The sequence below is a fragment of the Brevibacillus sp. NPDC003359 genome (genome assembly GCF_042878995.1).
Lineage (GTDB): Bacteria > Bacillota > Bacilli > Brevibacillales > Brevibacillaceae > Brevibacillus.
Genome location: NZ_JBIAOR010000010.1, coordinates 179,886 through 205,483, shown reverse-complemented (window position 1 = coordinate 205,483; position 25,598 = coordinate 179,886). Strand labels below are relative to the sequence as shown.

Here is a 25,598-nt window from a genome sequence, read left to right as displayed (position 1 = left end):
AACTCTCCAATAAAGTTTGTTACTGGTTCAAAGCTGGCAAATCATTTAATGATAGACTCATTAACGCTTTCGCTGTTCAGTTTTCAAAGAGCATTCTTTATTTCATCGCCCAGAGGCGACTTTCTTAATTTACCACATATCCACTTGTGAAATCAAGTGTTTTTTAAAACTTTTTTCTCGACCGCTCTGCGTTAGCGCAGCGGCGACGTTTGTTAATATAGCATGGATCGCAAATAGAAGTCAACACTAATTGAAATTTTTTTATCCCATTAAAATAAAACCTGTTTCTCTGTCGCCATTTTCTCTTTCTTTGCATACGATCTCTTGGATCAACAAGCGTTGGAGCATCTTGACTATCACGAGAGGAATCTCGATCTCAGCCTCTTGAATCATTGGGTGATTCATCAACTCTTCCAAACGCCAAGGCCCAGCTTTCGTCTCCATGACCTCAACTATGTATCGAACAGATTCCTTCGTTCTGGATGCGATCCAGAATTCAATGGCCAGCACAAGCAGTTCAATTCGCTTCTCCAATGCTTCAGCATTAAATGATAGCTCCTCATATAACTTATAAATAGAAGGATCTATCTGTTTGACTTGCGTCCATAAAGCTGGCTGAGGATGATCTCCCGCTTCATATACAATGAGACGAGCCAAGTAGTGGATCGTTTGAATGGCAGAGTGATGCGCATCCAGCATCATGCCTTGCTGCAAAAACTCTTTTGTCTCGTGAAAAAAACGAAGGATTTGGGAATACTCCTTACAGATATGTTTTTTCTGGAGAGAAGATGACAAACTAGCGAGGCGCAGTTTCATTTGTTTCATATAATGATCTTTGTCCCAAATGATTTCTGCCCTTCGAAGCATCTCGGCAAGTCGTTCATCCAAACCGCAGATGGCTCCCTTCTCCAGTTGCCACGTGCTGATTTGCTGCTCAATGATCACCTGTTCTTGAAATAGCATCCTGCGGATTTTACCATCAGCTTGGGGCTCATTTACTACGACGAAATAAAAGATTCCCTCGCGAAATGGGACTAGCATATCTGAATCATTTAAAACAAGCACCGCTTGTACATCCAAGCGCTGCTGGAGATTTTTCAGATACGTCTGCCTCAAAGTCATGCCTTGTTCCTCCCTGCCCCCTGGGTTGAACTTATGGATTCTACAAGTCTTGTCCGTTTCCTGCTTGTCAACAGACAAATCCTTTGTATGCTATACTATAGGGTAGGAGGAATGATCATGAAAAATACAGAACGCCTGAGCAAGATCAAACGCATGCGCACATGGGGCAACTGGAGCATGGTAATCGGCATTTTGCTGATGTATACAGGGTACGCATTTTTTGCAGGTTATTTGGACTTTATTCCTTTACTTGGAAGCCTCTTAAAAGGCTCTTACATTTTTATGACGCTGCTTTTGATCATCGGGTTCATTCTGACAATGGGCAGTACAGTCTTGTTTATGATTTCCGGGATGGTCTCCACTTCAGCACCACAAGTGCAATGCCCTTCATGCCAAAAAGTGACGAAGATGTTGGGAAAAGAAGACGCCTGTATGTTTTGTGGACAACCTTTACGCCTAGAAGACGGACATCCTCAGCAAAACCAGACATAATTCATCCTATACGTAAAAAGCCACCTGCTAATTCCCCAGCATTCGGGAGCACAGGTGGCTTTCTTTCGTGAAAGCTATCTATCTTTTATTTCAGAGTCTCGTCAATTGCTTGCCATATCTCCGGCACCTCAAAACCACGGCGCCAAGAAGCTACACCCGCCAAGTCGTACTTATTGACGATCTCCATACGCTTCTTCATAGAAGTTACATCTTCTATCCACATTTTATAGACGTTGCCATCTTTCGGGTCTTTATACTCCACGTAATGTTGACCTGAAGCTTCATCCAGAACAGGCGTCAGCTTGCGTTCGTTGATCCAATCTTGCGCTTTCGTCATGGTATATGCTTTGGAGCTTACCTTCACAGTGCCATCAGCCTGCTTGGCTTCTGTCCACAAGCGTGTGTAAAAAGGTACACCCAGCAAGAGCTTTTCGTGAGGGACTTCTTCCAAAACTCCTTGCAAGCCCCGCTCCACCCATGGCAATGATGCGACAGAACCAGCTTTTGGACTCGCTGCCCAATGCTCGTCATATGTCATCACCGCAACATAATCGACGACCTCCGCCAAAGCTTTCCGATCTAGAAACATGGACCATTGCTTCGCGTTTGACTTGATAGTCACATCTATGGAAACGGTCAGTCCTTGCTGATGGAGATACGGCGTCAGCTCCCGAACAAACTGTACGAGCTCCTCTTTTTCTTCCAAATACACGTTTTCAAAATCGATGTTGATGCCATCGAGATCATAAAGATGAGCGTAGTACAAGAGTTGGGCAATTAACTTATCTCGCTTATCATAGCTACTGAGAACTGACTTGGTCCAATCCGGATTAAAGCCGTTTGTAACTAGACCCCAAACCTTGTAGCCCCTATTATGGGCCCATTTCACGTATGCAGGATCGGCCCTGTTCAACAGATTTCCTTCTGCATCCTTCATTTCAAACCAAGTAGGAGAAACTACATTTACCCCTGGTAATGCACTAATTTTTGAAACATCCGGATTTTTACTGACGACGTGTTCCCATACGAGGTTGATCTTTCCCTCAGGTTTCCAAGCAGCGTGTTGTTGTCCGCTAGTAGTCGCGTGCTCCAGCTGAACTTTGCGCACATCCGTCATTTCAATGCTTTTCTCAGAAATGAACCCGCCTATTCCCGAGGCCGTCAAAACGCGATACCAGTTTTCCTCTTTGCCAAGAACGTCTACAACCTCTCCTGACGACAGTTCTGCTACGATCGGGGTTCGGTGAGAAGCACCGGTACGCAGGGCTTGTTTTTCCTCTGCAGCGATCACTTTCGCTTGCTGAATTTCGTAGCCCTCTTTTTCAACGACTAGGACACCCGTATCTGCTTTTCGCTCAAAAGAGTAAGGATATAGCTTTTCCAATGGATCCAACGGGACATAACGTGTTCCGTCAATCTCTTTAACCGGAACAAGTAAATCCACAGGTTTTTTGTTCAGATAAGCGACAACTTCTCCGCTCTCCATCCGAAGCACCTTATCCTTCGTCGTGACAATAACCGAACGTGTAGGCTCATCCCAAAAAATCGCAGGATCAATGCTTTCTTTAATGAAATCAAAGGGTAGCAATATTTGCTCTGATTCCAATAAATAAGACGACTCTTTTCGTGAGCCTTCGTATACAATCACATTTTTATCACCATCATACGGCTGCACATGCTCAGTTGAGGCACGGAGCACAAAAAACCAGTAGATGCTGCCGAAGATGGCCAACAAGAAAAAGCTTAACAAAAACAGCGAGCGAAAAACCCTTCGTTTTCTTCGTCTTGGTCGCAGAGCTCTACCTGACTCCCTGCTCATACTCTCCACCTGCTTCCCAGTACATAAGCCTGTCTTCTGACTTGGACTTTATGATTTGACTCATTATTTCGATCATAGCGTTGGTTCAATCCATTCACAACCTTTTGTATTCTGGTAATTCACGGACAAGCTTCCTACCAAGAAAAAGACGTACGAGAAGCCAAAAGGTTACAGATATCGACAGAAAGGGTTATGTCCTCCAAAAACAAGCACCCCCTGCATCACCGGATTATCCGATTCAAGCAGGAGGTGCTCATTCATCAAACACATTCTTAGTGGGGATTCTTTTGACAGGAATCACAAACGCCATAAACTTCCATACGATGTCCGGTTACTTTGAAGCCGATGTCTTTGGAAGCAGCTACTTCTGCATCCCGCAAATACGGAAAGTGGAAGTCCCTGATTGCACCACAGGTGGAACAGATCGCGTGATAATGATCTTCTTCCACATTGGCATCGAATCGGCTGGACGCATCCCCGTAAGTGAGCTCTGTAACCAATCCAGCATCTTTAAAGACTCGTAGATTGTTGTAAATCGTTGCAACGCTCATATTCGGGAATTTGCCTTCAAGGGCTTTATATATTTCGTCAGCCGTCGGGTGAGTCATCGTTTCCAGCAAATAGGTCAAAATTGCATGGCGCTGAGGTGTCATGCGAACCCCGGTATTCTTGAGGATTTCAACTGCTTTCTCCACACGTTGTACCATCTTGTTACACCCCACAGTCTTTCGCAAGACAAAAGAACAAGCTTCTCTAATGTCATTGATTAGAATTACTATAAATAAGTGTACGTCTAGTCAACGAAAACTGTCAATATCCATTCATCGGATTTGAACAGAAAGAAGTGGAAAATCAGGTTTTTTACTTTACTTTTGCGGGCTTTTTTGTTGCAGGTTTCTTGGCTTTTTTTGCTTCCGCCTGTGCAAACTTACACATGGATTGAATTGTACAGCTGCCGCACTGAGGATTGCGCGACGAGCATACACGTCTGCCGTGCCAGATTAGCCAATGATGTGCATCCGTCCACTTCGCTTTTGGAATGCGCTTCATGAGCTGACGCTCCACTTCGTCTACATTGTCACTATTCGCAAGGCCTAGCCGATTCCCAACGCGGAATACATGCGTATCCACCGCTATCGCAGGAATCCCAAACGCATTGGACAAAACGACATTGGCAGTCTTTCTCCCTACCCCTGGCAATGCTTCGAGCTCGGCATGCGTTTGTGGAACTACGCTATTGTATTTTTCATACAAGATTCTACAGGTCTCTAAAATGTTTTTACTCTTATTCTTATACAACCCGAGTCCTTTTATATGCTCTTCCATTTCTTCCTGTGTCAAATGAAGGTAATGCTCCGGCTGGTTTAGCTGCTGGAACATGGGTGCTGTAATCTCATTCACCCGTTTATCTGTACATTGGGCAGAAAGAATGGTCGCAATGAGAAGTTCAAACGGGGTTGTATAATTCAATTCACAGTGCGCATCCGGATAAAGCTGCTGCAAATTATCCAAAATGTCGGCAACAGGTACTTTGCGTTGTGCCATAAATATATCCCCCTTTTCCCTCCATTATACCGTCTTGGTCAACATAGCGATCGATAGCACCGCAGACTGCACATGATGTACAATGAGTCTGGAAGTATTTAACGGGAGGAGGTTTTCCATGAAAGTATTCCTGACTGGTGCCACAGGGTTTGTTGGACGGGGTATACTCGAACGCTTGCAGGCAGAAGGGCATGAGATCGTTTGCCTCACCAGGGCTAGTTCAACAGGTAAGCTTCCCTACAACAAAACCGCCAATGCGCATATAACCGAAGCAACTGGCGATCTGTTTGATAAAGAATCGTTGATGAGAGCGATGCAAGGCTGTGATGCTGTCATCCACCTCATCGGAATTATTCGCGAACAACCAGGGAAAGACATTCTCTTTTCTCGTATCCATGTAGAAGGCACAAAAAATGTACTGGAGGCCGCCAAGCAAGCTGGAATTAAGCGCTTTGTACATATGAGTGCCCTGGGCGCACGAGAAAACGCTACTAGCGCCTACCACCGTACCAAATATGAAGCGGAGCAACTGGTACAAGCAAGCGGTATTCCGTACGTCATTTTCCGTCCCTCTGTTATTTTTGGTCCTGGGGATGAATTCGTGAACATGCTTGCCGATCTGGTTCGGTTGCCTGTCACTCCGGTCATTGGTGATGGTTCCTACCCTTTGCAGCCAGTCGCTCGCAAAACGGTGGCCGATGTATTCGTGCAAGCCTTGAGCCGACCTGAGACAACCAATCAAACCTATGAAACAGGTGGACCCGAACCACTCTCCTACGGCCAAATCTTAGATGCGATTGGCGAGGCCATCGGTAAGCGGAAGGTCAATAAAATTCACATTCCCCTTGCTTTGATGAAGCCTGTAGTCAATATGATGGAGAGATTCCCTTTCTTTCCTATTACCAATACGCAGCTCACTATGCTGCTAGAAGGAAACGCATGTAAGGACGGAAAGCTTCTCTACGATACTTTTCACACAGAGAAAATCGGCTTTCTCCCGGGAATCACCACTTACCTGCGTACCAAATAAAAAAGGGAAGCCCCCTAATTGATTCCAGGGGGCTTTTGCCTATTCGTGCAGCGTTTTCTCAACTGCACTTGTTTCTTTATTAATATGACGGGCCACAACGAAAAGGTAATCGGACAAACGGTTGAGGTATTTGACCACGGACGGGTTTACCTGCTCCTGCTGTGCCACATGGACAGCTTTTCGCTCTGCACGTCTGACGACCGTACGCGAAACATGGAAGGCGGCTGCTGACGGATGACCCCCAGGCAAAATAAAATTGGTGAGCGGCGGCAACTCTGCATCTAGCTTGTCAATTTGCTCTTCCAGAAAAGTAACGTCCTCTTCTGCAATGGGCCAACCTACTTTTTTGCCTTCTGGCGTCGCCAATTCAGCCCCTACATGGAACAGCTTTGTTTGAATGACATGGAAAACATCCTGCAATCCCTTCCACTCTTCCACCGCAGGCAACAGGGCCAGTGCCAATCCAATCTGCGAGTTAGCTTCATCGCACGTACCGTATGCCTCTACACGGTCCGCAAATTTAGGCACGCGGACACCTGCAACCAGTGATGTCTCACCTTTATCCCCTGACTTTGTATAAATCTTCATTCCGTATCCCCTCCTCAGGTTCCGTTTACAAAGCTTCTGCGACCAGAATCAATTCTGAGCTATTTGCATCAAAAGGTGTCTTTGCAAAAGAACCGTATCGTTGTGTGACCTTCAAGCCGTTTAAGCGAAGCAGATGATGGAGCTCTGCGGGAAAAATGTAGCGGATAGTAAATCGGCCCTTCACCCGTTCCGTCACAACTCCCTGTGCATCCGTACGCTCGTATATGCGTGTCACTTCGGACAGTTGCTGAAAATGGTCATAACGGGTGTAATCCCACATCGCAACCTCTTCCCCCGACGGGAGTGGATAGGTGCCACGCAAGGACATTTTTTCATTTTCCTCGTAAAAATGCTGAATCTTGGGCACAAACACATTCATGATGAACTTCCCGCCTGGAGCCAGATGCTTGCGAATGCACGTCAATGCCTTCATTTGCTCTTGAACATGCAAAAGGTGCAAAAACGACCGAAAAGGAATCATAATCAACGAAAATGACTCCTGCAGATCAAAGGCGCGCATATCCCCCTGTAATAGCTTCAAACCGGATGTCACACCTTGTTCCTCTGCTTTTACCTGGGCTCTTGCCAGCATATCCTGGGATAGGTCAATTCCGGTAACGTCGATGCCAGCCTGCGCCATCGGAATGCTGATTCTTCCGGTGCCGCAAGCGAGATCCAGCACCTTTCCCCCTGCCAGCTTGGCTTGTTCCAGATAGAACTCCACATCACCCGCAACACCGCGTTGTGTGAGATCATAGTAGTCAGCCCATTGATACATATTGCTCATATGGTCCTCCTATGCTTGCATTTCTTCTGATTGAAGGTAGGCCATCACGAGCTCTGCCGTGTTGTCGAGCGCTTCTTTATGTGTACGTTCATGGGAGTGAGAAGCATCTACTCCCGGTCCGATCAAGCCATGGACAACGTCATACCCGGCTCTCAGTGCCGCACTTGCGTCAGAACCGTAGTAGGGATAAATATCCACTTGGTAGTTCAGACCGCTCGCTTGTGCGAGCTTGGTCAGATGGCTGCGCAATCCGTAGTGGTAAGGTCCTGTGGAATCCTTCGCACAAATGGACACACAATACTCATCCGTCGTCTGTCCGTCTCCAATCGCTCCCATGTCGACAGCCAGGTATTCCACCACGTTGGCAGGGATGCTGGAATTGCCACCGTAACCGATCTCTTCATTATTACTGATAAAAAAGTGTGTGGTGTAAGGCAGCTTCATGCCGGATTCAGTCAGTTCTTTTAAGACCCCCAGCAGCACAGCTACACTTGCTTTGTCGTCGATATGACGGGACTTGATAAAGCCGCTATCCGTTACAGTCACCCGCGGATCAAAAGAGACAAAATCTCCGACGGAAATCCCCAGCGCAAGTACTTGCTCTTTGTTTGTGACCTTTTCATCCAGTCGGACTTCCATGTTCGCCTCATTGCGCTCGGCTTTCCCCGCTTCTGAGCTGTAAACATGCACGGAAGCTTTGGTGGACAAAATGGTACCGGTTACAAGACGACCGGTGCTAGTCTCTACAACGCAGTGCTCCCCTTCAATCGCATTGAATGCAAAACCGCCGATCAAGGTCAGCTTCAAGCGCCCGTTGCCCTTTATTTCTTTTACCATCGCGCCCAGTGTATCGACGTGAGCTGTCAAGAGTCTTGCCTTGTCGTTATTGGCCCCCGCTACTGTTGCAACGATTGCCCCTTTGTTTGTCCGTTTATAGGAAACACCAAGCTTTTCTAACTCTTGTGCAACCCAGGCCATTACTTTTTCCGTATTGCCAGATGGACTTGGGATGTTCGCCAATTGGCAAAAGCTTTGCACAACATATTCCGTGGATACGCTCATTTGTATGTTCCTCCATTCGCCCATTGCGAAATAAACGTTAGGATTGAAGCTTTTCCTTAATAAATTGAAGCACTTCCTGCACATGCCCTTTGACCTTTACTTTTTGCCATACTTTTGCGATGTTGCCTTCTTTATCAATGACGAACGTCGTGCGTTCAATGCCCATGTACTCTCGTCCGTACATTTTTTTCAACACCCACACACCATAAGCCTCTGCCACTTGGTGATCCGGATCTGCCAGAAGTGGAAAAGGCAATTCATGCTTCGCGATAAATTTGTCATGCGATTTCACAGAATCCGGACTGATTCCGAGAACAACTGTATTCAGTTCAGCAAAGCCCGAATGGAAGTCACGAAAGTCGCATGCTTCTGTGGTACATGTCGGCGTTTGGTCCTTCGGATAAAAATAAAGCACCACATTTTGTCCATGAAATTGGGAAAGTGAGATGGTCTGATTATTGCTCGCCAGCAAAGTAAATGCAGGTGCAGCTTGTCCTACTGCCGTCAAACTTTTCCCTCCTCTCGATAATATCCTGTTTTCGCTGGTCCCATTTTACCACAATCTAGTATCCACTTCATCCGCATACAAGTTGCGCTTTGATTCAGAAAAGGATAGAATAAAAAAAAATAAAATTTGGCCTAGTCAGTTGGATGGTGAATTAACATGAAAGAGTTTTTTGAAGTAACAGATCCAGAAGCGTTGAAATCGCTTGCTATATCGGAACGCGTGAAAATTTTGGAACTCTTTGAAGATTTGGAGCCCAGAACGGCCAAACAAATCGCTACAGAACTAGGCGAAAATGCAGCACGGCTACATTATCATGTGAAGGAGCTCGTGCGTGTTGGGTTGCTCGAGCAAGTGGATACCCGGGTAAAAGGCTCAATCGTGGAGAAATATTATGAGCCCGTTGCCAAGGTCATTCAGGTCAAGCTTCAATTGATGATTGAAGAAAATGCTCAACAATTAAGTGATGTCATGTTTACACCGTTTCGGACTACGGAAAAGGACCTCATGAGGACTCTCAACCGCTTCGTCGCCAGCGACCAAGATGTTCGGAAAGAATACCAAAATACGTTTGCTTATAATTTGACCGAGTTTTATCTGAGTCAAGATGAACGTAATCAATTTGTCGAAGACATCTCTGAGCTGTTGCAAAAGTATAAAGGGTTCAAAAAGGAAACTGGCCGTCGAAAATTCAAGTTTTTCGATACCCTGTTCCCATTGACCCCTGCTGATCCAACAGATGATGTAGATGATCCTTTTGATGATTCGGAAGAGTAAGTCACCAAGAAAACCATCAGATACGATGGTTTTCTTTCATTTTTTAATCAAAGGAGGACGCCAATGCGGACGATCTTGTTTGATTTTGACGGCACAGTTGCCGATACCCTCCCCCTGATCTTCACCGCTTTTCGCTCTACTTTTCAGCAGTTTTTGCAGGAGCATTATACGGACGAACAGATTGTAGCTCTCTTTGGCCCCACAGAGACAGGCATTTTGCAAAACAAGCTTCCCACACATGCGCATGACAACGCCCTCGCTCATTTTTATCGTGTATACACAGATGAACACTCCCGCGTACAAAACCCAGAAAATATGAAACAGCTAGGCGCTACGCCTGCGGAAACCATTTTCGTAGGTGACAGTGATGCCGATGTGTTAGCTGGCCGTGCGGCTGGTTTGCGAACAGTCGGTGTGGATTGGCTTTTGGTCACACAAAAGTCTGGAAAATTCGATCCCGAGCCTGACTACCACTTTACGGATGTGCAAGCTTTTACTGATTGGATATTCGGACGCTAGATGAAAAAAAGGGTGTGCCCTGACGCCGAAGCGTGGACACACCCTTTTCTGATTAATACGCACGTCCGAACCAGACGCTATGCTGTGACTCTTTGCCGCAGCAAATGCACGTTTTCTTCTGTACAGGAGGATCAAACGGAATGTTGCGTGAAGTGAACTTGGTTTCTTCTTTGACCTTCGATTCACAAGCATCATCCCCACACCAGCCAGCTAACACCCATCCGCTCGTATTGTTTTCGCTCTCGCATTTTGCAATATGAGCGGATAACTGCTCCAGCGTATCGATCCCGAAATGTGAGTTCTCATCACGAAAGGCTAGTGCTTTTTGGAACATATTTTGCTGAATCTCTTCCAACAGTTGAGCAACTGTCTGCGCGATACCTTCAAGTGAAACCGTAACCTTTTCCCCTGTATCACGACGAGCCAGAATTACTTGACCATTTTCCACGTCGCGCGGACCGAGCTCTAGGCGCAGCGGAACCCCGCGCATTTCCCACTCATTGAACTTCCAGCCTGGTGTTTCTTCGCGAAGATCAGCACGCACACGCACTCCTGCCGCCTTAATCTCGTCAAAGAGTGGATCAAACGCCTCCATTACTTTCTCGCGCAGCTTCATCGGACCGACTGGGATCATAATAACCTGTGTCGGAGCCATGCGAGGCGGCAACACTAGACCGCGGTCATCGCCATGCACCATGATCATCGAACCAATCAGTCGCGTAGAGGTGCCCCATGATGTGGTGTGAACGTACTTGAACTGATTGTCACGATCCAAGAACTTGATTTCAAAGCCGCGCGCGAATTTATCGCCCAAATAGTGCGAGGTGCCCGCTTGCACTGCTTTGCCATCCTTCATCATCGCCTCGATGGAATACGTGTCGACAGCACCGGCAAAGCGCTCACTCGGTGTTTTTTGTCCCTTCCAAACCGGAATGGCCAGCTCCTGCTCGACGACCTCTCGGTAAATCTCCAGCATTTGCATCGTTTCCTGACGAGCTTCCTCCTCTGTCGCATGTGCGGTGTGGCCTTCCTGCCAGAGGAATTCCGATGTGCGCAAGAACGGCATCGTCCGCTTTTCCCAGCGAAACACGTTTGCCCATTGGTTGATCAGTACAGGCAGGTCGCGGTAGCTCTGAATCCATTGGCTGTACATATGTCCGATGATCGTCTCCGAGGTCGGACGAAGCGCGAGCTTTTCTTCTAGCGGCTCGCCCCCAGCCTCTGTTACCCACGGCAGCTCTGGATTGAAGCCCTCGATATGCTCTTTTTCTTTTTGAAAGAAAGACTCGGGGATCAGCATCGGGAAATAGGCATTGCGATGCCCTGTCTCCTTGAAGCGCTTATTCATCGCCTCTTGAATTCGCTCCCACAGCTCGAAGCCATCCGGCTTGAACACGATGCAGCCGCGTACCGGTGTGTAGTCCATCAAATCCGCCTTTTTTATGGCATCGATGTACCAACGCGAAAAATCCTCCGATTGCGGTGTAATTTCTTTTACAAACGCTTTGTCCTCTTTCATCCGTCTACGCTCCTTTTTATTCTTACGTAAAATACAAAAATCCCCCATCCCAAAAAGGGACGGAGGATCAACTTCCGCGGTACCACCCTGATTGACCACAGCATACGCCATAGTCCTCTCGATAACCCGATAACGGTGGGCATCCGGCTAAGCTCTTCACCAGCGGCTTCAGGATGGGGTGCAGTTATCCTTTACGTATCAGCCTTCCAGACTAGGGCCGACTCTCTGTCACGAGGGTATAGCTGCGGGTCCTTTCATAGCCTTTTGTAACTTTCTATTAACTACACATATTAGCGAGTCACATTGGAGTTGTCAATTGCTAGTACGGGCAGCAATTCGAGATCCGAGCTTTACGTAAATCGGATAGGCCACCACAGAAATCATGACACCTTTAAAAAGATTGAACGGTACGATTCCGTAGAGAACCAGTGACCAGATACTTGTCGCGTTGAACATAGTCAAAAGCTTTTCAATCGGCATTTGATAAAGCACAGCGTACGCAGGCAACAACACGTATGCATTCGCCACAGCCATGACAATCGTCATCAACAGCGTTCCCAGAGCAAGACCAGTCAGGAAGCCTTTTTTGCCTTGACCAAGACGCTGCATGTAGACAGCCGCAACAATAAAGCTTGATCCTGCTACGACGTTTGCGAGCTCACCGATCAAAAGACCGTCTGTATTTTTGAAAAGCATGTGCAGTGTATTTTTCAGTACCTCGATAATAACGCCGGCTACTGGTCCGTACATGAGTCCCCCGATCAATGCCGGGAGTGTGCTGAAGTCGAGCTTCAAAAAGCTTGGCATTAGTGGAACGGGAACCTCGAGATACTGCAGAATAAATGCAACGGCCGCAAGCATGGGAATCGTCACCAGCTTCTGGGTTGCACGCGTGCGCGAAGAATGCAGCGCTGTTTCTTTCATGTTTACCATCTCCTCATTTTTTCCTTCTTGAGGAATGGCAACAGTCGTTGTAAGCTCACACGTCTGGTCATACAAACATAATAAACCCTGTGGCTATAAGTTCCACAGGGCATTTGCAAGCGTATGACAAAACCGTGCGCAAATAAAAGGTACAAGAAACAAGAGGGCTGGCCTCTACGTTCTCATCCCGTTTGCACAGGCAAACAAGCACGTGTGATAAACGTACTGTCGTCATCCTTCTCCCATCCAGACTGTACTGTCGGCTCTGGAATCACACCAGATCCTGCACTCCGTCGCTACTTGCAGCTCGGGAGGCTCGCGGGCTTAACATGCAAAAGCATGATCACCGCCGGTCGGGAATTTCACCCTGCCCCGAAGGAATGTGTAGTTGTATACAGCATATTATACTGCTGTTTTTTAATTTGACAATAGAGGAAACTGCCAACTCGACACTTTTTGTTTATTTTTCCGATGAGTTTAGTGTGAATAAAGAATAAAAAAAGACACTTGCTAACTAGAGAGCACTTCATGCTATCATTCGCTTGTACAATAGAATCGGCTCCTCAAGGGTGGTCGCAGCTCATCCCCATTTGAAAGGGGGTGAGGCCTGTGGTAACGAATGAAACACTCGGACTGCTTTTCCAGTTTGGGTTGTTCCTGGTCGCTTTAATCGGCTTGGTTGTTACCTTGACCAAAAAGAAATAGACCGCCCTTGAGTTGACAGCTCTGCGGTCTATTTCACACCAAGAATTGAGCCGCACCCCTTTGCGGGAAGCGCCTATTGTACCTACCGTTCCGGTTGCCGCCGGAACGGTCTTTTTTACTTTATGCTTGTAGATCTCGTTACATCCAATATTACCACAGAGAGGTCGAATTATAAATCATCAAGAACCTGCTCCCCGATACTTCGTGACACCCCAATTCCAAACGAGTAGCCCAATCCCAAAGAAAATAATAGCCACTACCGGCGTCATTGCCGCATAAGTGTACCAAACTTCCTTGCGCAAAAAGTAAGCCGCCGGATAAACACCCACGAAGGCAAACGGCAGCACGTAGGTGAGCACAAAGCGAATGGCTTTGTTGTACACGTCTACCGGATAGCGTCCATACTGCTGAATGTTGTAGATCATCGGGGCAATCCCTGTCCGCGAGTCGGAAAAGAAGCTAACGGCAGCAATCGCGGTATACACACCACCGTAAATCAGTGCCCCGCTGATCGAGAGCCCGATAAAGATGAACACGTCGTACCAGTAAAACGACAAATCGAGTTGAATGGCAGCATACCCCATGATAATGATCCCGGTTATGACCCCAAAAATGCGGTCTGGCGCAATCGACTCGAGGCACACCTGCGCCAGATTGTGAATCGGTCTCGTCAGAATTCGATCCATCTCGCCCCGGATGATATAACGCTCGTTGAAGTCCCAAAAACCGAAGAACATCGAGAACAATGCGTACGGAACCAAAAAGAAACCATAAATAAAGATAATCTCGTCACGCGTCCAATCCCCCATAAGCGGAACATGCGTGAACACGACAATAATAAAGATGAGATTGATCAACTCAGAAACCAGATTAGACACAAAATCCCCGATAAAGTCCGTTCGATAGGCAAGTCTCGTCTTAAAGTACTGGCTCAGGTAGTCGGCAAAAATACTGAAAATATGTCTCATGTTTTGCATGCTCTACCCTCCCTGCACGACCAGCTTGTTGCGGGCAAGACGCCACATCACCAAGATGGGAACCAGTATGACAAACATCCAGATGACCTGAAAACCGATCAATTCCCAGGAACGTTGCGTTGTAATAGCACCTGTGAAGATCAGGCTCGGATAATAGTTGACTGCCTGAAAAGGAAGGTAACCCATTACCGTTTGCGCCCAGCCTGGGAAAAAGCTGATCGGCAACACGAGACCAGATAACAGATCCACTACGACCCGCTTGGCTCGCATCATACCATCGTTTCGGAACAGGAAGAAAGTCAGCAAGCCTGTCACTAGGTTGATTTGTGTATTGATCAAAAACGCACACATCAAGCTAATCAAATACAGCCCCCATCCAGTGGCTGTCGCCGGGAAGCTGAACGGAATGATCAAGCTAATAAGGAATATCCCTGGACCCGCGAAAAAGAGAAAACGAAAGATCCCTTCCCCAAATGCCTGCGCCGTTTTCACGGACAAGTAATTATAAGGGCGTATCATTTCAATCGCGACCTTGCCTTCTCGGACGTCCTGCGCTATTTCAGTATCGATGTTGTTAAAATAAAACGCCCGCGACATCCAAGCAATCGCAACGTAGGAAGTCATCTGTTCCACAGTAAGCCCGCCCAGCTGCTGCTGTCCTCCGTAGATCGCTCCCCATAAAAAGTAGTACGCCCCTATGTTGATCGCATAGATAATGATCCCGCTGTAGTAGTTCACACGATAAGCAAGCATCGTCAAAAACCTCATGCGAATGAGTTCCATATAAAGCTTACGCATGGCTAGCTACCTCTTGATCTGAGGAATAAATATTGCGAACGATTTCCTCTGTGCTCGTCTCCTCGATTTTCACGTCACTGACTTCAAAGGATGACATGACCGTCGACAAAACAAAAGGCAGCATTTCCTGACTCCGCGCTACTTTTACACTGAGGGTGAAGTCATTGATTTGCTCGATCTGACATGGCAATTCCCCTAATGCCTGACGCAATACTGCTGCAGAGGTGCGCTTTTTCATCTGGAACGATACCTCTGTGCCATTGCCCCATTTTTCTTTGAGGTCATTCAGCAAGCCATCAAAGATCAGCTTCCCTTTGTCCATGACCAGCACGCGTTTACAGAGGGCCTCAATGTCGGATACATCGTGAGTAGTCAACAAGATCGTCATATTTTCCGTCTCGTTCAGATTGCGGAGAAACTCACGGATTTTTTGTTTAACGAGTACATCGAGTCCCACGGTAGGTTCATCGAGGAACAACAGGCGCGGCTTATGAATCAAAGATGCAGCTACTTCACAGCGCATTCGCTGGCCTAGGCTTAGCTTGCGAACAGGCTGACTGACGAACGGCGTAATCTCCAGCTCCTCGATCAAGCGCTCCAGCCACTTTTCTCCCTCTGCCTCGTCTACCTTATAAATACTTTTCAACAGACGGAATGACTCTAGCGGAGATAGATCCCACCACAGCTGAGAGCGCTGCCCGAAAACAACTCCGATGGAGCGAACGTACTCCTCCCGCTGCTTAAAAGGCACATAACCATTGATGACAATTTCGCCGTCACTCGGGGTCAAGATGCCTGTCAACATCTTGATCGTCGTCGATTTTCCAGCACCATTTTCCCCGATCAGCGCGAACATTTCTCCTTCCTCTACTGTAAAAGAAAGGTCATCCACGGCGTTTACTGTCTTGTACTCCCGGCTGAACAAATCACGAAAAGCACCACCAAGGCCCGGTCTGGACTGATGGATGCGGAAATCCTTTTGTAAATGATTTACCTGAATCATGGAATACCGTCCTTTTTTCTTCGCTTGAATTCCATCTGTAGTGTATATGAGCCAATCGAATTGTGCAAAAGGCAAACTGCACCAAACTGTTAGTGAAGATAAAGGATCATTCCCGTTTTGTCGTCGGACTTTTTGAAGCGGACATAGCGGATGCATTCGGGATCGCTGTTTTCCAGAGCAATGAGCTCGTCTGTATAACGTTGCAGCCCTTTATGTACGATAGGTAGCACCGTCTCTTCCCACTTCGGCTGTGCTCCACCTAAAGCTCGCGGCATAAAAAGACCGTCTGTTACAAGCACTAGTGCCTTCAAGTCGACCCGATTTATCCGACCATACTCCATAAAATCCGTACAAGCTGGTTCACCGTTCAACACACCGTAGCCTCCTGGTCCATTCGCCTGATAGCGGTTATGAATCAGGATGTCCATACATCGTTCGTGCAGCTCATCTCGGGTACACAAGCCTTCATTAATTCCTTCTTCCCATTTTGCCAAGGCTGCCTGCTCCAAATGACTGACCTGCGTGTGCGTCAGGGGACGTACGGTATCATCCTCATAAACGGCAAATATCATGCAATCTCCCAACTGCGCGTACTCGATATGGGCATCCCCTACACGGACAACTGCACAGGCGGTCCCCCACAAAACTTCCTTCTGCTCAAGCTGGATACCACTTTTACGCATTTGCTCCCGCAGCACCTCGTTTATCGTCTCCAAATAATTGTGCAAAGCTGCGTCCTCTGGTATATCCTCAAGCTGCTTTTTGACGAGTTCAGCCGCGAGCGTTCCGCCTGTCTGTCCTGCTGTGTTCTCATACGGGATCAGTGACGTAATGCCGTCGATGACCGCATACACATGCTTTGCCTGCTGAATCACATAGGTGTCCTCATTGCTTTTGCCGCTACCTTTCATGGAGATGCACTCAAGTTTCATGATGACTCCCGCCTTCTCTCATGTAGTGATTTGCTTGAAAATTGTATCATCTTTCCTTTTCTTCATCTATAGCTCTCCGTTCATATCCAGCAGTTGAACAGCTGTGGTAAGATAATGAAGGACTTTTTCCAAAAGAGGTTGTTAAGAAAACCTTGATCGAGGCCAATTCATGGAGGAGCGACCGCGTTTTAGCGGAAAGTTTCCATGCGCTCCGGAATTTATTCTATAAATTCCTTAACGATCAAAAAGAAAAGAGGGAATACGCATGAAACGTGAACGATCCGCGCAACTGCACGAGCAAGCGCTCGACGTCATTCTAGGTGGGGTAAACAGCCCTTCCCGCTCTTTTAAGGCTGTAGGAGGGGGAGCGCCCGTAACGATGGAACGTGCCCAGGGCGCGTATTTCTGGGACGTGGACGGCAATCGATATATTGACTATTTAGCAGCATATGGACCAATCATTACCGGTCATGCACATCCACATGTGACCAAAGCGATTTGTGAAGCAGCTACCAACGGAACCCTATACGGTACTCCGACTCCATGGGAAATTACCTTCGCAAATATGATCCGTGAAGCGATCCCTTCGATGGAACGCATCAGGTTCAACAACTCCGGTACAGAAGCAGTCATGACCTGCATTCGTGTAGCACGCGCCTATACTGGTCGTGTCAAAATCATCAAATTCGCGGGCTGCTACCACGGCCACTCTGATTTGGTGCTCGTTGCTGCTGGCTCTGGGCCATCCACCCTAGGGATTCCAGACAGTGCGGGTATTCCACAGAGCATTGCCAGCGAAGTCATTACAGTACCTTTTAATAATGTAGAAGCATTCGCAGAAGCTATGAGCAAATGGGGAAGCGAAACGGCTTGCGTCCTCGTTGAGCCGATTGTCGGCAATTTCGGTATCGTAGCACCTGAGCCAGGCTTCCTGGAAGAGGTTAACCGCATCACGCACGAAGCAGGCGCACTTGTCGTTTACGATGAAGTCATTACGGCCTTCCGCTTCTGCTATGGCGGAGCACAAGACCTCCTCGGAGTCGAGCCTGATCTGACAGCATTGGGCAAAATTATCGGTGGCGGCCTGCCAATCGGCGCTTATGGCGGTCGTCGGGAAATCATGGAGCAAGTCGCCCCACTCGGACCGGCGTATCAAGCGGGAACAATGGCTGGTAATCCTGCCTCCATCCGTGCGGGAATTGCCTGCCTGGAAGTATTGAAGCAGCCGGGCGTGTACGATGAATTCGAACGATTGGGCTCCATGCTTGCGAACGGAATCATCGAAGCCGCAAACAAACACGGCGTAACCATCCAGCTCAATCGTGTAAAAGGGGCATTGGCTGTTTACTTCACGGACGAGCCTGTTTCCGATTATGATGCAGCTCAGAAAGCGAACGGAGAAATTTTTGCCCGCTTCTTCCAGCTGATGCTGAATGAGGGTGTATGCCTGGCACCATCCAAATATGAAGCTTGGTTCGTGACTACAGCTCATACAGAAGAAGACATTCAAAACACCATCGCTGCAGTAGACCGCGCCTTTTCTCAACTGTAAACCATTCCCATGTCCATTCGCATCCGCCCGAGGAAATAATAAGCCTGTTGGCGATTATGTTTTCGAGGAGGATATTCCGGTGTCCAAAGGTGAAAAATCATATCCGCAGGCTCCTGAAAAAACGTTGGATTCCAAAATGAGCAGTAAAATGCTCGAAGTGACTGGCTTTCAAAAACCGCGAAAAACCGAGCATCACAAAACACAAAATCACGACAGATAAAAATCATGAAAACAGACACATTCCCAATCATGATGATGAGGAATGTGTCTGTTTTTTTTCGCAAGCAGCGACATTGTCAATATTGGTCAGAGATTGTACAATAAAATAGTGAAACTGTCGTAGGACTTATTCGTATACATGAATATGGGACAGAATGAAGTAGTAAGGTTTACATGAATGGCTTAGCAACAATTCGTTTTCATAGATTACAACGAGGAGTGAGTGTGGAATGTTTTTCCATCCTATGGATTTTCTGATTCTGATTGCATTCGGACTGTCGCTCTGGGCACAGTTTCGCGTGAAAGGGACTTTTAACAAATTCGCCGAAGTTCCTACCTCCTCCGGTCTTACCGGTGCAGAGGCCGCCCGCCGCATGCTCGATGCCAACGGCTTGACGAACGTTCCTGTTCAACATATCCCAGGTACATTGACTGACCACTACGACCCGACTGACCGTGTCGTACGCCTGTCTGATCCTGTATACCTTGGCAACTCGATTGCCTCTCTGTCCGTTGCTTGTCACGAGGTCGGTCATGCGATTCAGCACAAGGTCTCGTACCCGATGCTGGTAGCACGTCATCGTATTTTCCCAGTAGTCAACATAGTGTCCGGTATAGCTCCCTTGCTGCTGTTGGCTGGATTCTTCTTTAAAATGGCTGGACTCTTGCTCATCGGGATCATCTTCTTCTCCGGTGCGGTTGCCTTCCAGCTCGTCACACTGCCTGTCGAGTTTAACGCAAGTAGCCGTGCGAAAGAACTGATGCTCAAAATGGGCTTCATCCGCAATGAAGAAGAGCGTGGCGCAAGCAAAGTACTGGGCGCAGCCGCTCTGACGTACGTAGCTGCCGCTCTGATCTCTGTCCTCGAGTTGGCGAAATACATCATGATCTTCCGAAGCTCTGACGACTAATCCGTTAAATGAAACTGCAAAGGTACAGCTCTCTTACATGGGAGGCTGTACCTTTTTTCATGAGGCTACGTTACAATTAGGCGGGGGGTTTTGCACATGCGAATTGGAATCATTGGATTAGGCAGTATGGGACAAATGCTGGTGAAATCACTCTGTAAAAGCGGTGTGATCCAACCCGAGCATATAACCGTCTTCAATCGAACAAGAGAAAAAGCCGAAAATCTGCAAGCATCACATGGAATTCTCATAGCCGAAAGTGCGCAAGAGGTGTGCGACCAGGCAAATCTGGTCTTTCTCTGCACAAAGCCGCTGGATATCTTGCCTGTTTTGCGGGAGCTGTCTATCCCTGCAAGTGTACATATCATTTCTGTGGCAGCAGGTGTTGGCATCGATGATTTGGAGACCGTCCACGCTGGTGCCGTGAGCAAGGTAATTCCTACAGTCACTTCACAAGAGCTGCATGGTGTATCGTTATTTACTTGCAGCAAAAGAACCAGTGCAGAGGATCGCAATGAGCTTCTCACTCTCCTATCTTCCATTAGTCAATCACAGGAAGTACCCGAGGTCGAGATCGAAACAGCGACGATCCTCACCAGCAGCGCACCAGGACTGATGGCAGGCATTCTTGATTCGTTCGCGCAGGCAGCCGTACGCAAAACACCAGAGCTTGACCTAGATACTGCCAGAAGCATGCTGGTGGAAACGATGCTGGGAACCGCTCTTTTGCTGAAAAACGAACAGCTTAGCTTCGACCAGTTGATCGAGCGTGTTGCAACCAAAGGTGGCATTACCGAGGAAGGCTTGCGCGTTCTTGACAAGACTCTTCCTTCTGGATTTGACGAGTTGTTTGCGATGACAGAATCCAAACACGCTGCTTTGAAGATACTTGTCCAACAACAAATAAAAGCATAAATCGCGGATTGGAGTACAAGACGATGATCATCGGTTGGATTGGTTTGGGAAACATGGGCATTCCAATGGCTAGCAATCTGCTGGCTGCAGGCTACGACGTACGCGTCTGGAATCGTACACTGGGAAAAGCTGCACCATTGGTGGCATTGGGTGCGCAAGAGACTGCGACTTTGTCCGAGCTGGTAGCACAAAGCGATGTACTGTTCACCATGGTAAGTGACGATGATGCTGTAAAAGCAATCTATTCGGGCTCAGATGGTCTCTTGAGTCTTCCCGTGCAAGGTAAGCTGGCGGTGGACATGAGCACCATTTCACCGGATACTTCCCGTTTTATCGCAGAGCAAGCCAAACAAGCCGGACTGCGCTTTCTCGATGCGCCCGTCTCTGGCAGTGTAGGACCTGCAAAAGAAGGGAAGCTCGTCATCATGGTAGGCGGCGAGCAGACAGATTTTGAGGTAGCCAAGCCGCTGCTGGACAAGCTGGGCAAAGCAGCCTTTTATTTGGGGCAAAACGGTGCGGGTACGTCTGCCAAACTGGCGATCAATCTGTTGCTTGGCATTACGGTACAAGGTGTCTCTGAGACACTGCTGTTCGCTCGCTCACTCGGTATCGGTACAGAGCAAATGCTGGACATCATTTCCGAAAGTGCCGTGGGTACCCCTCTCATTCGCGGAAAAGCGGCCTCGATTCTCGCTGATGACTATCCGGCTGCCTTTGCCCTGAAGCACATGGCCAAGGACCTTCGACTAGCGCATGAAGCAGGTGTTTCTACGCCACTCGCTGAGTCCGTAAATGCGACTTATCGTCATGCGTTAGAAGAAGGATTGGGAGAACTGGATTTGATGGCGATCCTGCGTCATCTCGGTGGAAAATAGGTTTCGTGTTTAGACTGACCCTCATAAATGAAACAGCGGCTTCCTAAGACCTAAAAATAGAGTCTTAGACTGGCCGCTGTTTTTAATTAAACGAATGAAGCCCGTTAGTTTAATTGGGCATTCCACGCAGAGCATGCACCTATGTTTTACATATATTGCTTAGAAAAGGAGGAGTATTGTATGCATCACCCAACGTATTTTCCCAATATGGGTTATCCTTTGTCGCTTCCCTATCCTTATCATCCAAATTTTCAGTATGTACAATACAGTCATCTACTCCCTGTATACGCTGGTAAGACCTTTCGCTACGATTATCAAGATGGCAATGTATTTATCATTCATTTCTTTGACGCCACTCATCGGCATGATGAAGGGATTGCTGGACCGCATAAAGGATTCAATGGTTACTATACATTCAACTACGTGGAGATAGCTCCTTGCGTATATTTTATGTATTGGTTGGAAGAAGTCTACACCGTCAGCCAAATTGCGGATTTTAATAGGATGCTGGTCTATACCCATTATACCTATGATGAAAAGGGTGTTCGGAAAAGTCTATTCCATTCTGGTACCATAACCGAACTAGATAGCTTTCCCTCATAATCCGCTAAAGATGACATAGCGAAAGACCGGAATTGCTTCCGGTCTTTTGTCGTACGATACGCTATTATTTGGCTTTTAACCAATCATTAAAAATCTTCGCTTCCTCTAGTGCCCGTAGATCTGACAATACATCACCAGGTTTGTTGCCTTCCCCGATGATATAGCCCGCAAATGGCATTCCTACAAAAGAAAAGACATACTGAAACTGCTGAATCAGTGGCAGCCCCTTCAATCTGGGTTGGTCTCCTCCAGTCGTAATGACATACGCCTGCTTTTGCCCGAGAGACTCCTTGAAGGAATAGCGCTTATCACGCAAGCTCTGCGACCAGCGATCCACATAGTTTTTCATATGACCGGACATACCGTACCAATAGATCGGCGTAGAGAAAATAAGAAAATCATGGGCGAGCACTGCTTCTGTCACTTTATCGTAATCATCCGCGACTGCATCGAAGCCTCCCTCGTCATGCCTTTGGTCGTGAATCGGGCGAATGTTTTTCTCTCGCAACCGGATGCTGGTATGCGGCACCCCTTCCAATGCCAAATTGGTCAATTGCTCCGTGTTTCCTGCATTTCTTGAGCTTCCGTGCAAAACGAGAATGTTCATGTGCTCATCCATCCTTGCTTCTTTTTTATGCTCCTCTCCATTGTAGTGAGAAAATCAGGCTTACTCAAACCTTAAAATGCTTCACCAACGTTTCAAACTGTCGGATCATTTTAACCAGTTTTGTCACAGAATGCGTCAGCCTGTCCATATCGCCCAGCTTCGTTTGTATATGACCAAAAAAGGCTGCCTTACCAGTAGAAAAATTCTACGGATAAGACAGCCTGCTAGTATTTTAAGTGAAGGAAGCCCCGCTCGTATGCTCCGTCTGCTTTTTTTGCAAGCGCAGCGACAAAAGGAAAGCGACAAGTAACAACCCAGCAGATACATAATAAACAGCCCGGACTCCCTGCCATTCAGCGATAGCCCCCATCGCCAAGGCAGAAGCGCCAAAAACGAGTAAATCAATCGTCCCCTTTGCTGACATGACATAGGGCAGTGCTGATTCTTCTGTCGCTTGCTGCAAAAGTGTCTGCTTGCTTACTTGCACCATTTCCAAAAACGGGCCCAGCGCAAAGGAAAACAACAGTGCCCCCAGAGCGTTTGTACTACTGCCAAAACAAAAGGTGAAGAATCCGACACCAATTGTACCGCAGACAATCCAGCGAAATAAATGGCGACGCATCCGCTCCGCATACATCAACAGCAGTGTCCCACCGCCAATGGCTCCAAGCATATAACCGGCATTGATGTAGCCCCACCATTCTTCTCCTTGTCCAAGCACATCGAGGACAAATGGCAGCATAATCGCAGCGACCCACACACCACCAGACAAGCCGATCACGACATCCATCGCGATCAGCAGTCGCAGGACAGGCACGTCGCGAATCATTTTCCATCCAGTGAGCCAATTTGTTGTCGCCTTAGCTGCTGTTTCTTCACGCAGGTTTTCGCTTGCCGGTGCAATGCCTGTCATCGCGATCGTTGCCACTACATAGGCACCAACGGTTCCCCACAGAACAACATTCGCTCCCAACCAAGAAACGAGTAGCCCGCCTGCGGCCCAGCCAGCAAAATGAACGGTTTGATCCGAGGTGGCAAGCAAGCCATTCGCTCGCATGAGGTCTTCTCGCCCTACCAGGCGCGGTACCATGGCATTGCGCGCAGGGTTTGCCCAACCATCCATAAAGGCGATGGCTGACCCCAATCCGAATAACAGCCAGATCCAGTCTCTCTGCTCTCCCACACCGCTGCCGACAGCAAATGACGCTATAGCCAAGAGTATCGTCTTCAAGCCCTGCGACAGCACGAGCATACCCGTCAACGACAATCGCTGAAACACCAACGGTGCCAACAAGCTGCTCACAGACTGCGAAGCTACGATGACAACCGGTATAAACGCCGTGTACATGACGGAGCCCGTTGCAGCGTACATGACCGAAATAAACGAGACAATATAAAATACATCCCCAAGGTTGGCCAATGTCTGACCCGCCCAGAGGCAAATAAAGCGTCGATGCCACATAAAGCACACCCTCCTGTCGGTTCAGGACCAGCCTATACGTCCTGATGGAATATGAAGTTATTCACACCGACTCGCCATTACAATGGAGGTGCACCTCTTTTCGCGAAAATTACTTCTTATTCTATTCCAGAATCAGACTGCTGTACAGATTTGTTTCGGAAAAAACTGTAGTACACCCAGCCTGCGTTAATAAACAAGAAAGCACTCGTCATGTAAAAGACTCCACTAATGCTCACATATCCTGCCAAAAAGCCGCCAATCACCGGGCCGAGCATGCTACCGATACTGACGAAGCTATTGTTATAGCCATAGACGCGACTGACCATATGCACTGGTGTTGCTCGTCGTAGCAAAGCATTGACGGATGGAAGCAATCCTCCCAGCGACAAGCCTAACAAAAACCGGAGCGCGACCAATTGCCATACCGTATGTACTAAGCCTTGTGGAATAAAGATGATCGCAGCAGCCAAAAGCGAGAACAAGAGCACTTTTTGCGAACCGAACCGATCTCCTAAACGCCCAAGCTGTGGTGAGGCAAAGACGTTTGCTACCCCCATGCATGCTTGGACAATTCCAGCCCAAAGCGCTACCCTTGCCCCTTCTGATCCAACCAATTGCGAAATGTAGATCGGCAACACAGGGATAATGCTAAACAACGCAAACTGGATCATTACGGTTACAAAAAAGAGCGCCGGGAGTTCTTTGGAAGAGAAGATCATCTGAAAATCTTGCCGCAGACTCGACCGTTCCTTTTTTTCAGGTGGAACAAAATTCTCTTTTACCATAAACGTAATGACCAAGGTAGCTAGTAATAATACGCAACCGGTAATCACAAAAATCATCCGAAAGCCAATCTTCTCCGCAAGCACACCGCCAAATAGCGGTCCCATAATGGTTCCGGCCGTAATAAAAGACTGAAGCAACCCTGTTGCCCAGCCAATTCGTTCTTTTGGTACAGATGATGCTACTAATGCGGTGCTGGCAGGGATGATTCCCCCAACGAGTCCATTGAGCAGACGAAGAGCCAATAGCTGCCACAGACTTCCGGCAAAACCGGTCAGCGCCATCGTAATGGACATGAAAAATCCCGAGCGCAAAATCATGATCTTGCGCCCGTGCTTATCCGCTAAATTTCCCCAGATAGGAGAGACCAGACCAGCCGTCAAAAAGTTGGCTCCAAAAATAATCCCCGCCCAAGCCGTGACCTGATGAGGGTCTTCAATTCCGAAATCCTGCTGAATGTAAAGCGGTAAAAAAGGCATGATCATGCTCATCGCCACCATGACGAAAAACAACGATCCGCAGAGTACATATAAATTACGGCGCCATATCTCCATCGGATTTCCTCCAATC

At 47.7% G+C, this 25,598-nt stretch carries 28 protein-coding genes and 1 riboswitch; of the genes, 11 read left to right on the top strand and 17 right to left on the bottom strand.

Going from position 1 to position 25,598, the window contains the following annotated elements; genetic code table 11:
* Positions 1–261: 261 nt before the first annotated feature.
* The gene (locus ACFYU8_RS22030; RefSeq protein WP_390303165.1) at positions 262–1,122 is read right to left on the bottom strand and encodes a hypothetical protein; all 861 of its coding nucleotides are present in this window, start codon (positions 1,120–1,122) and stop codon (positions 262–264) included.
* A gap of 117 nt (positions 1,123–1,239) precedes the next feature.
* Between ACFYU8_RS22030 and ACFYU8_RS22025 the strand changes: the two genes are divergently transcribed.
* Entirely contained in the window at positions 1,240–1,614 is a 375-nt protein-coding gene (locus tag ACFYU8_RS22025) for a YgzB family protein (RefSeq protein ID WP_047073749.1), read from the top strand.
* A gap of 85 nt (positions 1,615–1,699) precedes the next feature.
* Here ACFYU8_RS22025 and ACFYU8_RS22020 read toward each other — a convergent pair whose 3' ends face one another.
* The 3 genes from ACFYU8_RS22020 to nth form a co-directional block, all read right to left on the bottom strand.
* On the bottom strand, positions 1,700–3,433 hold the full coding sequence (locus ACFYU8_RS22020; RefSeq protein WP_390303170.1) for a glycosyl hydrolase family 18 protein: 1,734 nt from the start codon (positions 3,431–3,433) through the stop codon (positions 1,700–1,702).
* Positions 3,434–3,705: 272 nt separating this feature from the next.
* Entirely contained in the window at positions 3,706–4,140 is a 435-nt protein-coding gene (gene perR, locus ACFYU8_RS22015; RefSeq protein WP_017250178.1) for a peroxide-responsive transcriptional repressor PerR, read from the bottom strand.
* Between the two features lie 154 nt (positions 4,141–4,294).
* Positions 4,295–4,978 (bottom strand): endonuclease III, encoded by a 684-nt coding sequence (nth, locus tag ACFYU8_RS22010; RefSeq protein ID WP_390303174.1) that lies wholly within the window; start codon positions 4,976–4,978, stop codon positions 4,295–4,297.
* Positions 4,979–5,096: 118 nt separating this feature from the next.
* Between nth and ACFYU8_RS22005 the strand changes: the two genes are divergently transcribed.
* Positions 5,097–6,008 (top strand): SDR family oxidoreductase, encoded by a 912-nt coding sequence (locus ACFYU8_RS22005; protein WP_390303177.1) that lies wholly within the window; start codon positions 5,097–5,099, stop codon positions 6,006–6,008.
* A 39-nt stretch (positions 6,009–6,047) separates the two neighbouring features.
* Here ACFYU8_RS22005 and ACFYU8_RS22000 read toward each other — a convergent pair whose 3' ends face one another.
* From ACFYU8_RS22000 to bcp, 4 genes are read right to left on the bottom strand one after another with little or no spacing between them, the layout of a single operon-like run.
* Complete coding sequence (locus tag ACFYU8_RS22000) at positions 6,048–6,596, bottom strand: cob(I)yrinic acid a,c-diamide adenosyltransferase (RefSeq protein ID WP_390303180.1); 549 nt, start codon at positions 6,594–6,596, stop codon at positions 6,048–6,050.
* 25 nt (positions 6,597–6,621) lie between these two features.
* On the bottom strand, positions 6,622–7,383 hold the full coding sequence (locus ACFYU8_RS21995; protein ID WP_106838393.1) for a class I SAM-dependent methyltransferase: 762 nt from the start codon (positions 7,381–7,383) through the stop codon (positions 6,622–6,624).
* A 9-nt stretch (positions 7,384–7,392) separates the two neighbouring features.
* Positions 7,393–8,445 carry a M42 family metallopeptidase gene (locus ACFYU8_RS21990; protein ID WP_390303183.1) on the bottom strand — a complete coding sequence of 351 codons (1,053 nt, stop codon included), beginning with the start codon at positions 8,443–8,445 and terminating at the stop codon, positions 7,393–7,395.
* A gap of 37 nt (positions 8,446–8,482) precedes the next feature.
* Positions 8,483–8,953, bottom strand: a complete 471-nt coding sequence (gene bcp, locus ACFYU8_RS21985; RefSeq protein WP_390303186.1) for a thioredoxin-dependent thiol peroxidase — start codon at positions 8,951–8,953, stop codon at positions 8,483–8,485.
* A 156-nt stretch (positions 8,954–9,109) separates the two neighbouring features.
* On the opposite strand from bcp, the gene ACFYU8_RS21980 reads away from it, so the two are divergent.
* Both ACFYU8_RS21980 and ACFYU8_RS21975 read left to right on the top strand, forming a co-directional pair.
* Positions 9,110–9,727 (top strand): helix-turn-helix domain-containing protein, encoded by a 618-nt coding sequence (locus ACFYU8_RS21980; RefSeq protein WP_390303189.1) that lies wholly within the window; start codon positions 9,110–9,112, stop codon positions 9,725–9,727.
* Between the two features lie 63 nt (positions 9,728–9,790).
* Positions 9,791–10,246 carry an HAD family hydrolase gene (locus tag ACFYU8_RS21975; RefSeq protein ID WP_390303192.1) on the top strand — a complete coding sequence of 152 codons (456 nt, stop codon included), beginning with the start codon at positions 9,791–9,793 and terminating at the stop codon, positions 10,244–10,246.
* Between the two features lie 52 nt (positions 10,247–10,298).
* On the opposite strand, the gene proS is transcribed toward ACFYU8_RS21975, so the two are convergent.
* Both proS and ACFYU8_RS21965 read right to left on the bottom strand, forming a co-directional pair.
* Positions 10,299–11,765 carry a proline--tRNA ligase gene (gene proS, locus ACFYU8_RS21970; protein ID WP_390303195.1) on the bottom strand — a complete coding sequence of 489 codons (1,467 nt, stop codon included), beginning with the start codon at positions 11,763–11,765 and terminating at the stop codon, positions 10,299–10,301.
* A 312-nt stretch (positions 11,766–12,077) separates the two neighbouring features.
* The gene (locus ACFYU8_RS21965; protein ID WP_390303198.1) at positions 12,078–12,689 is read right to left on the bottom strand and encodes an ECF transporter S component; all 612 of its coding nucleotides are present in this window, start codon (positions 12,687–12,689) and stop codon (positions 12,078–12,080) included.
* A 230-nt stretch (positions 12,690–12,919) separates the two neighbouring features.
* Positions 12,920–13,073, bottom strand: a riboswitch (FMN riboswitch).
* 225 nt (positions 13,074–13,298) lie between these two features.
* On the opposite strand from ACFYU8_RS21965, the gene ACFYU8_RS21960 reads away from it, so the two are divergent.
* Positions 13,299–13,394 carry a putative holin-like toxin gene (locus ACFYU8_RS21960; protein ID WP_012684786.1) on the top strand — a complete coding sequence of 32 codons (96 nt, stop codon included), beginning with the start codon at positions 13,299–13,301 and terminating at the stop codon, positions 13,392–13,394.
* A gap of 179 nt (positions 13,395–13,573) precedes the next feature.
* Here the strand turns inward: ACFYU8_RS21960 and ACFYU8_RS21955 are convergent, their stop codons facing one another.
* From ACFYU8_RS21955 to ACFYU8_RS21940, 4 genes are all read right to left on the bottom strand, one after another.
* Entirely contained in the window at positions 13,574–14,371 is a 798-nt protein-coding gene (locus ACFYU8_RS21955; RefSeq protein ID WP_390303201.1) for an ABC transporter permease, read from the bottom strand.
* 3 nt (positions 14,372–14,374) lie between these two features.
* On the bottom strand, positions 14,375–15,169 hold the full coding sequence (locus tag ACFYU8_RS21950; protein ID WP_390303204.1) for an ABC transporter permease: 795 nt from the start codon (positions 15,167–15,169) through the stop codon (positions 14,375–14,377).
* A complete protein-coding gene (locus ACFYU8_RS21945) occupies positions 15,162–16,172 on the bottom strand; it encodes an ABC transporter ATP-binding protein (protein ID WP_390303207.1) in 1,011 nt (336 codons plus the stop codon). The genes ACFYU8_RS21950 and ACFYU8_RS21945 overlap by 8 nt, the downstream gene beginning before the upstream one ends.
* Before the next feature lie 89 nt (positions 16,173–16,261).
* Complete coding sequence (locus ACFYU8_RS21940) at positions 16,262–17,104, bottom strand: protein phosphatase 2C domain-containing protein (RefSeq protein ID WP_390303210.1); 843 nt, start codon at positions 17,102–17,104, stop codon at positions 16,262–16,264.
* Positions 17,105–17,369: 265 nt separating this feature from the next.
* Here ACFYU8_RS21940 and ACFYU8_RS21935 point away from each other — a divergent pair, with 265 nt between their 5' ends.
* The 6 genes from ACFYU8_RS21935 to ACFYU8_RS21910 all read left to right on the top strand — a co-directional run bounded on the left by ACFYU8_RS21935 (position 17,370) and on the right by ACFYU8_RS21910 (position 22,176).
* Positions 17,370–18,656: a glutamate-1-semialdehyde 2,1-aminomutase gene (locus ACFYU8_RS21935; RefSeq protein WP_390303213.1), complete on the top strand. Its 1,287-nt coding sequence runs from the start codon at positions 17,370–17,372 to the stop codon at positions 18,654–18,656.
* A 79-nt stretch (positions 18,657–18,735) separates the two neighbouring features.
* On the top strand, positions 18,736–18,876 hold the full coding sequence (locus tag ACFYU8_RS21930) for a hypothetical protein (RefSeq protein WP_390303216.1): 141 nt from the start codon (positions 18,736–18,738) through the stop codon (positions 18,874–18,876).
* A 229-nt stretch (positions 18,877–19,105) separates the two neighbouring features.
* Positions 19,106–19,786, top strand: coding sequence for a zinc metallopeptidase (locus ACFYU8_RS21925; protein ID WP_390303219.1), 681 nt, complete (start codon positions 19,106–19,108; stop codon positions 19,784–19,786).
* A gap of 96 nt (positions 19,787–19,882) precedes the next feature.
* Positions 19,883–20,698: a pyrroline-5-carboxylate reductase family protein gene (locus ACFYU8_RS21920; protein WP_390303222.1), complete on the top strand. Its 816-nt coding sequence runs from the start codon at positions 19,883–19,885 to the stop codon at positions 20,696–20,698.
* 23 nt (positions 20,699–20,721) lie between these two features.
* Positions 20,722–21,573 carry an NAD(P)-dependent oxidoreductase gene (locus ACFYU8_RS21915; protein ID WP_390303225.1) on the top strand — a complete coding sequence of 284 codons (852 nt, stop codon included), beginning with the start codon at positions 20,722–20,724 and terminating at the stop codon, positions 21,571–21,573.
* A gap of 180 nt (positions 21,574–21,753) precedes the next feature.
* Positions 21,754–22,176: a MoaF-related domain-containing protein gene (locus tag ACFYU8_RS21910; RefSeq protein WP_390303228.1), complete on the top strand. Its 423-nt coding sequence runs from the start codon at positions 21,754–21,756 to the stop codon at positions 22,174–22,176.
* Positions 22,177–22,240: 64 nt separating this feature from the next.
* Here the strand turns inward: ACFYU8_RS21910 and ACFYU8_RS21905 are convergent, their stop codons facing one another.
* From ACFYU8_RS21905 to ACFYU8_RS21895, 3 genes are all read right to left on the bottom strand, one after another.
* A complete protein-coding gene (locus ACFYU8_RS21905; protein ID WP_390303231.1) occupies positions 22,241–22,783 on the bottom strand; it encodes a flavodoxin family protein in 543 nt (180 codons plus the stop codon).
* A gap of 232 nt (positions 22,784–23,015) precedes the next feature.
* Positions 23,016–24,245 carry an MFS transporter gene (locus ACFYU8_RS21900; RefSeq protein WP_390303234.1) on the bottom strand — a complete coding sequence of 410 codons (1,230 nt, stop codon included), beginning with the start codon at positions 24,243–24,245 and terminating at the stop codon, positions 23,016–23,018.
* A 116-nt stretch (positions 24,246–24,361) separates the two neighbouring features.
* Complete coding sequence (locus tag ACFYU8_RS21895) at positions 24,362–25,582, bottom strand: MFS transporter (RefSeq protein ID WP_390303237.1); 1,221 nt, start codon at positions 25,580–25,582, stop codon at positions 24,362–24,364.
* Between the last annotated feature and the right edge of the window lie 16 nt (positions 25,583–25,598).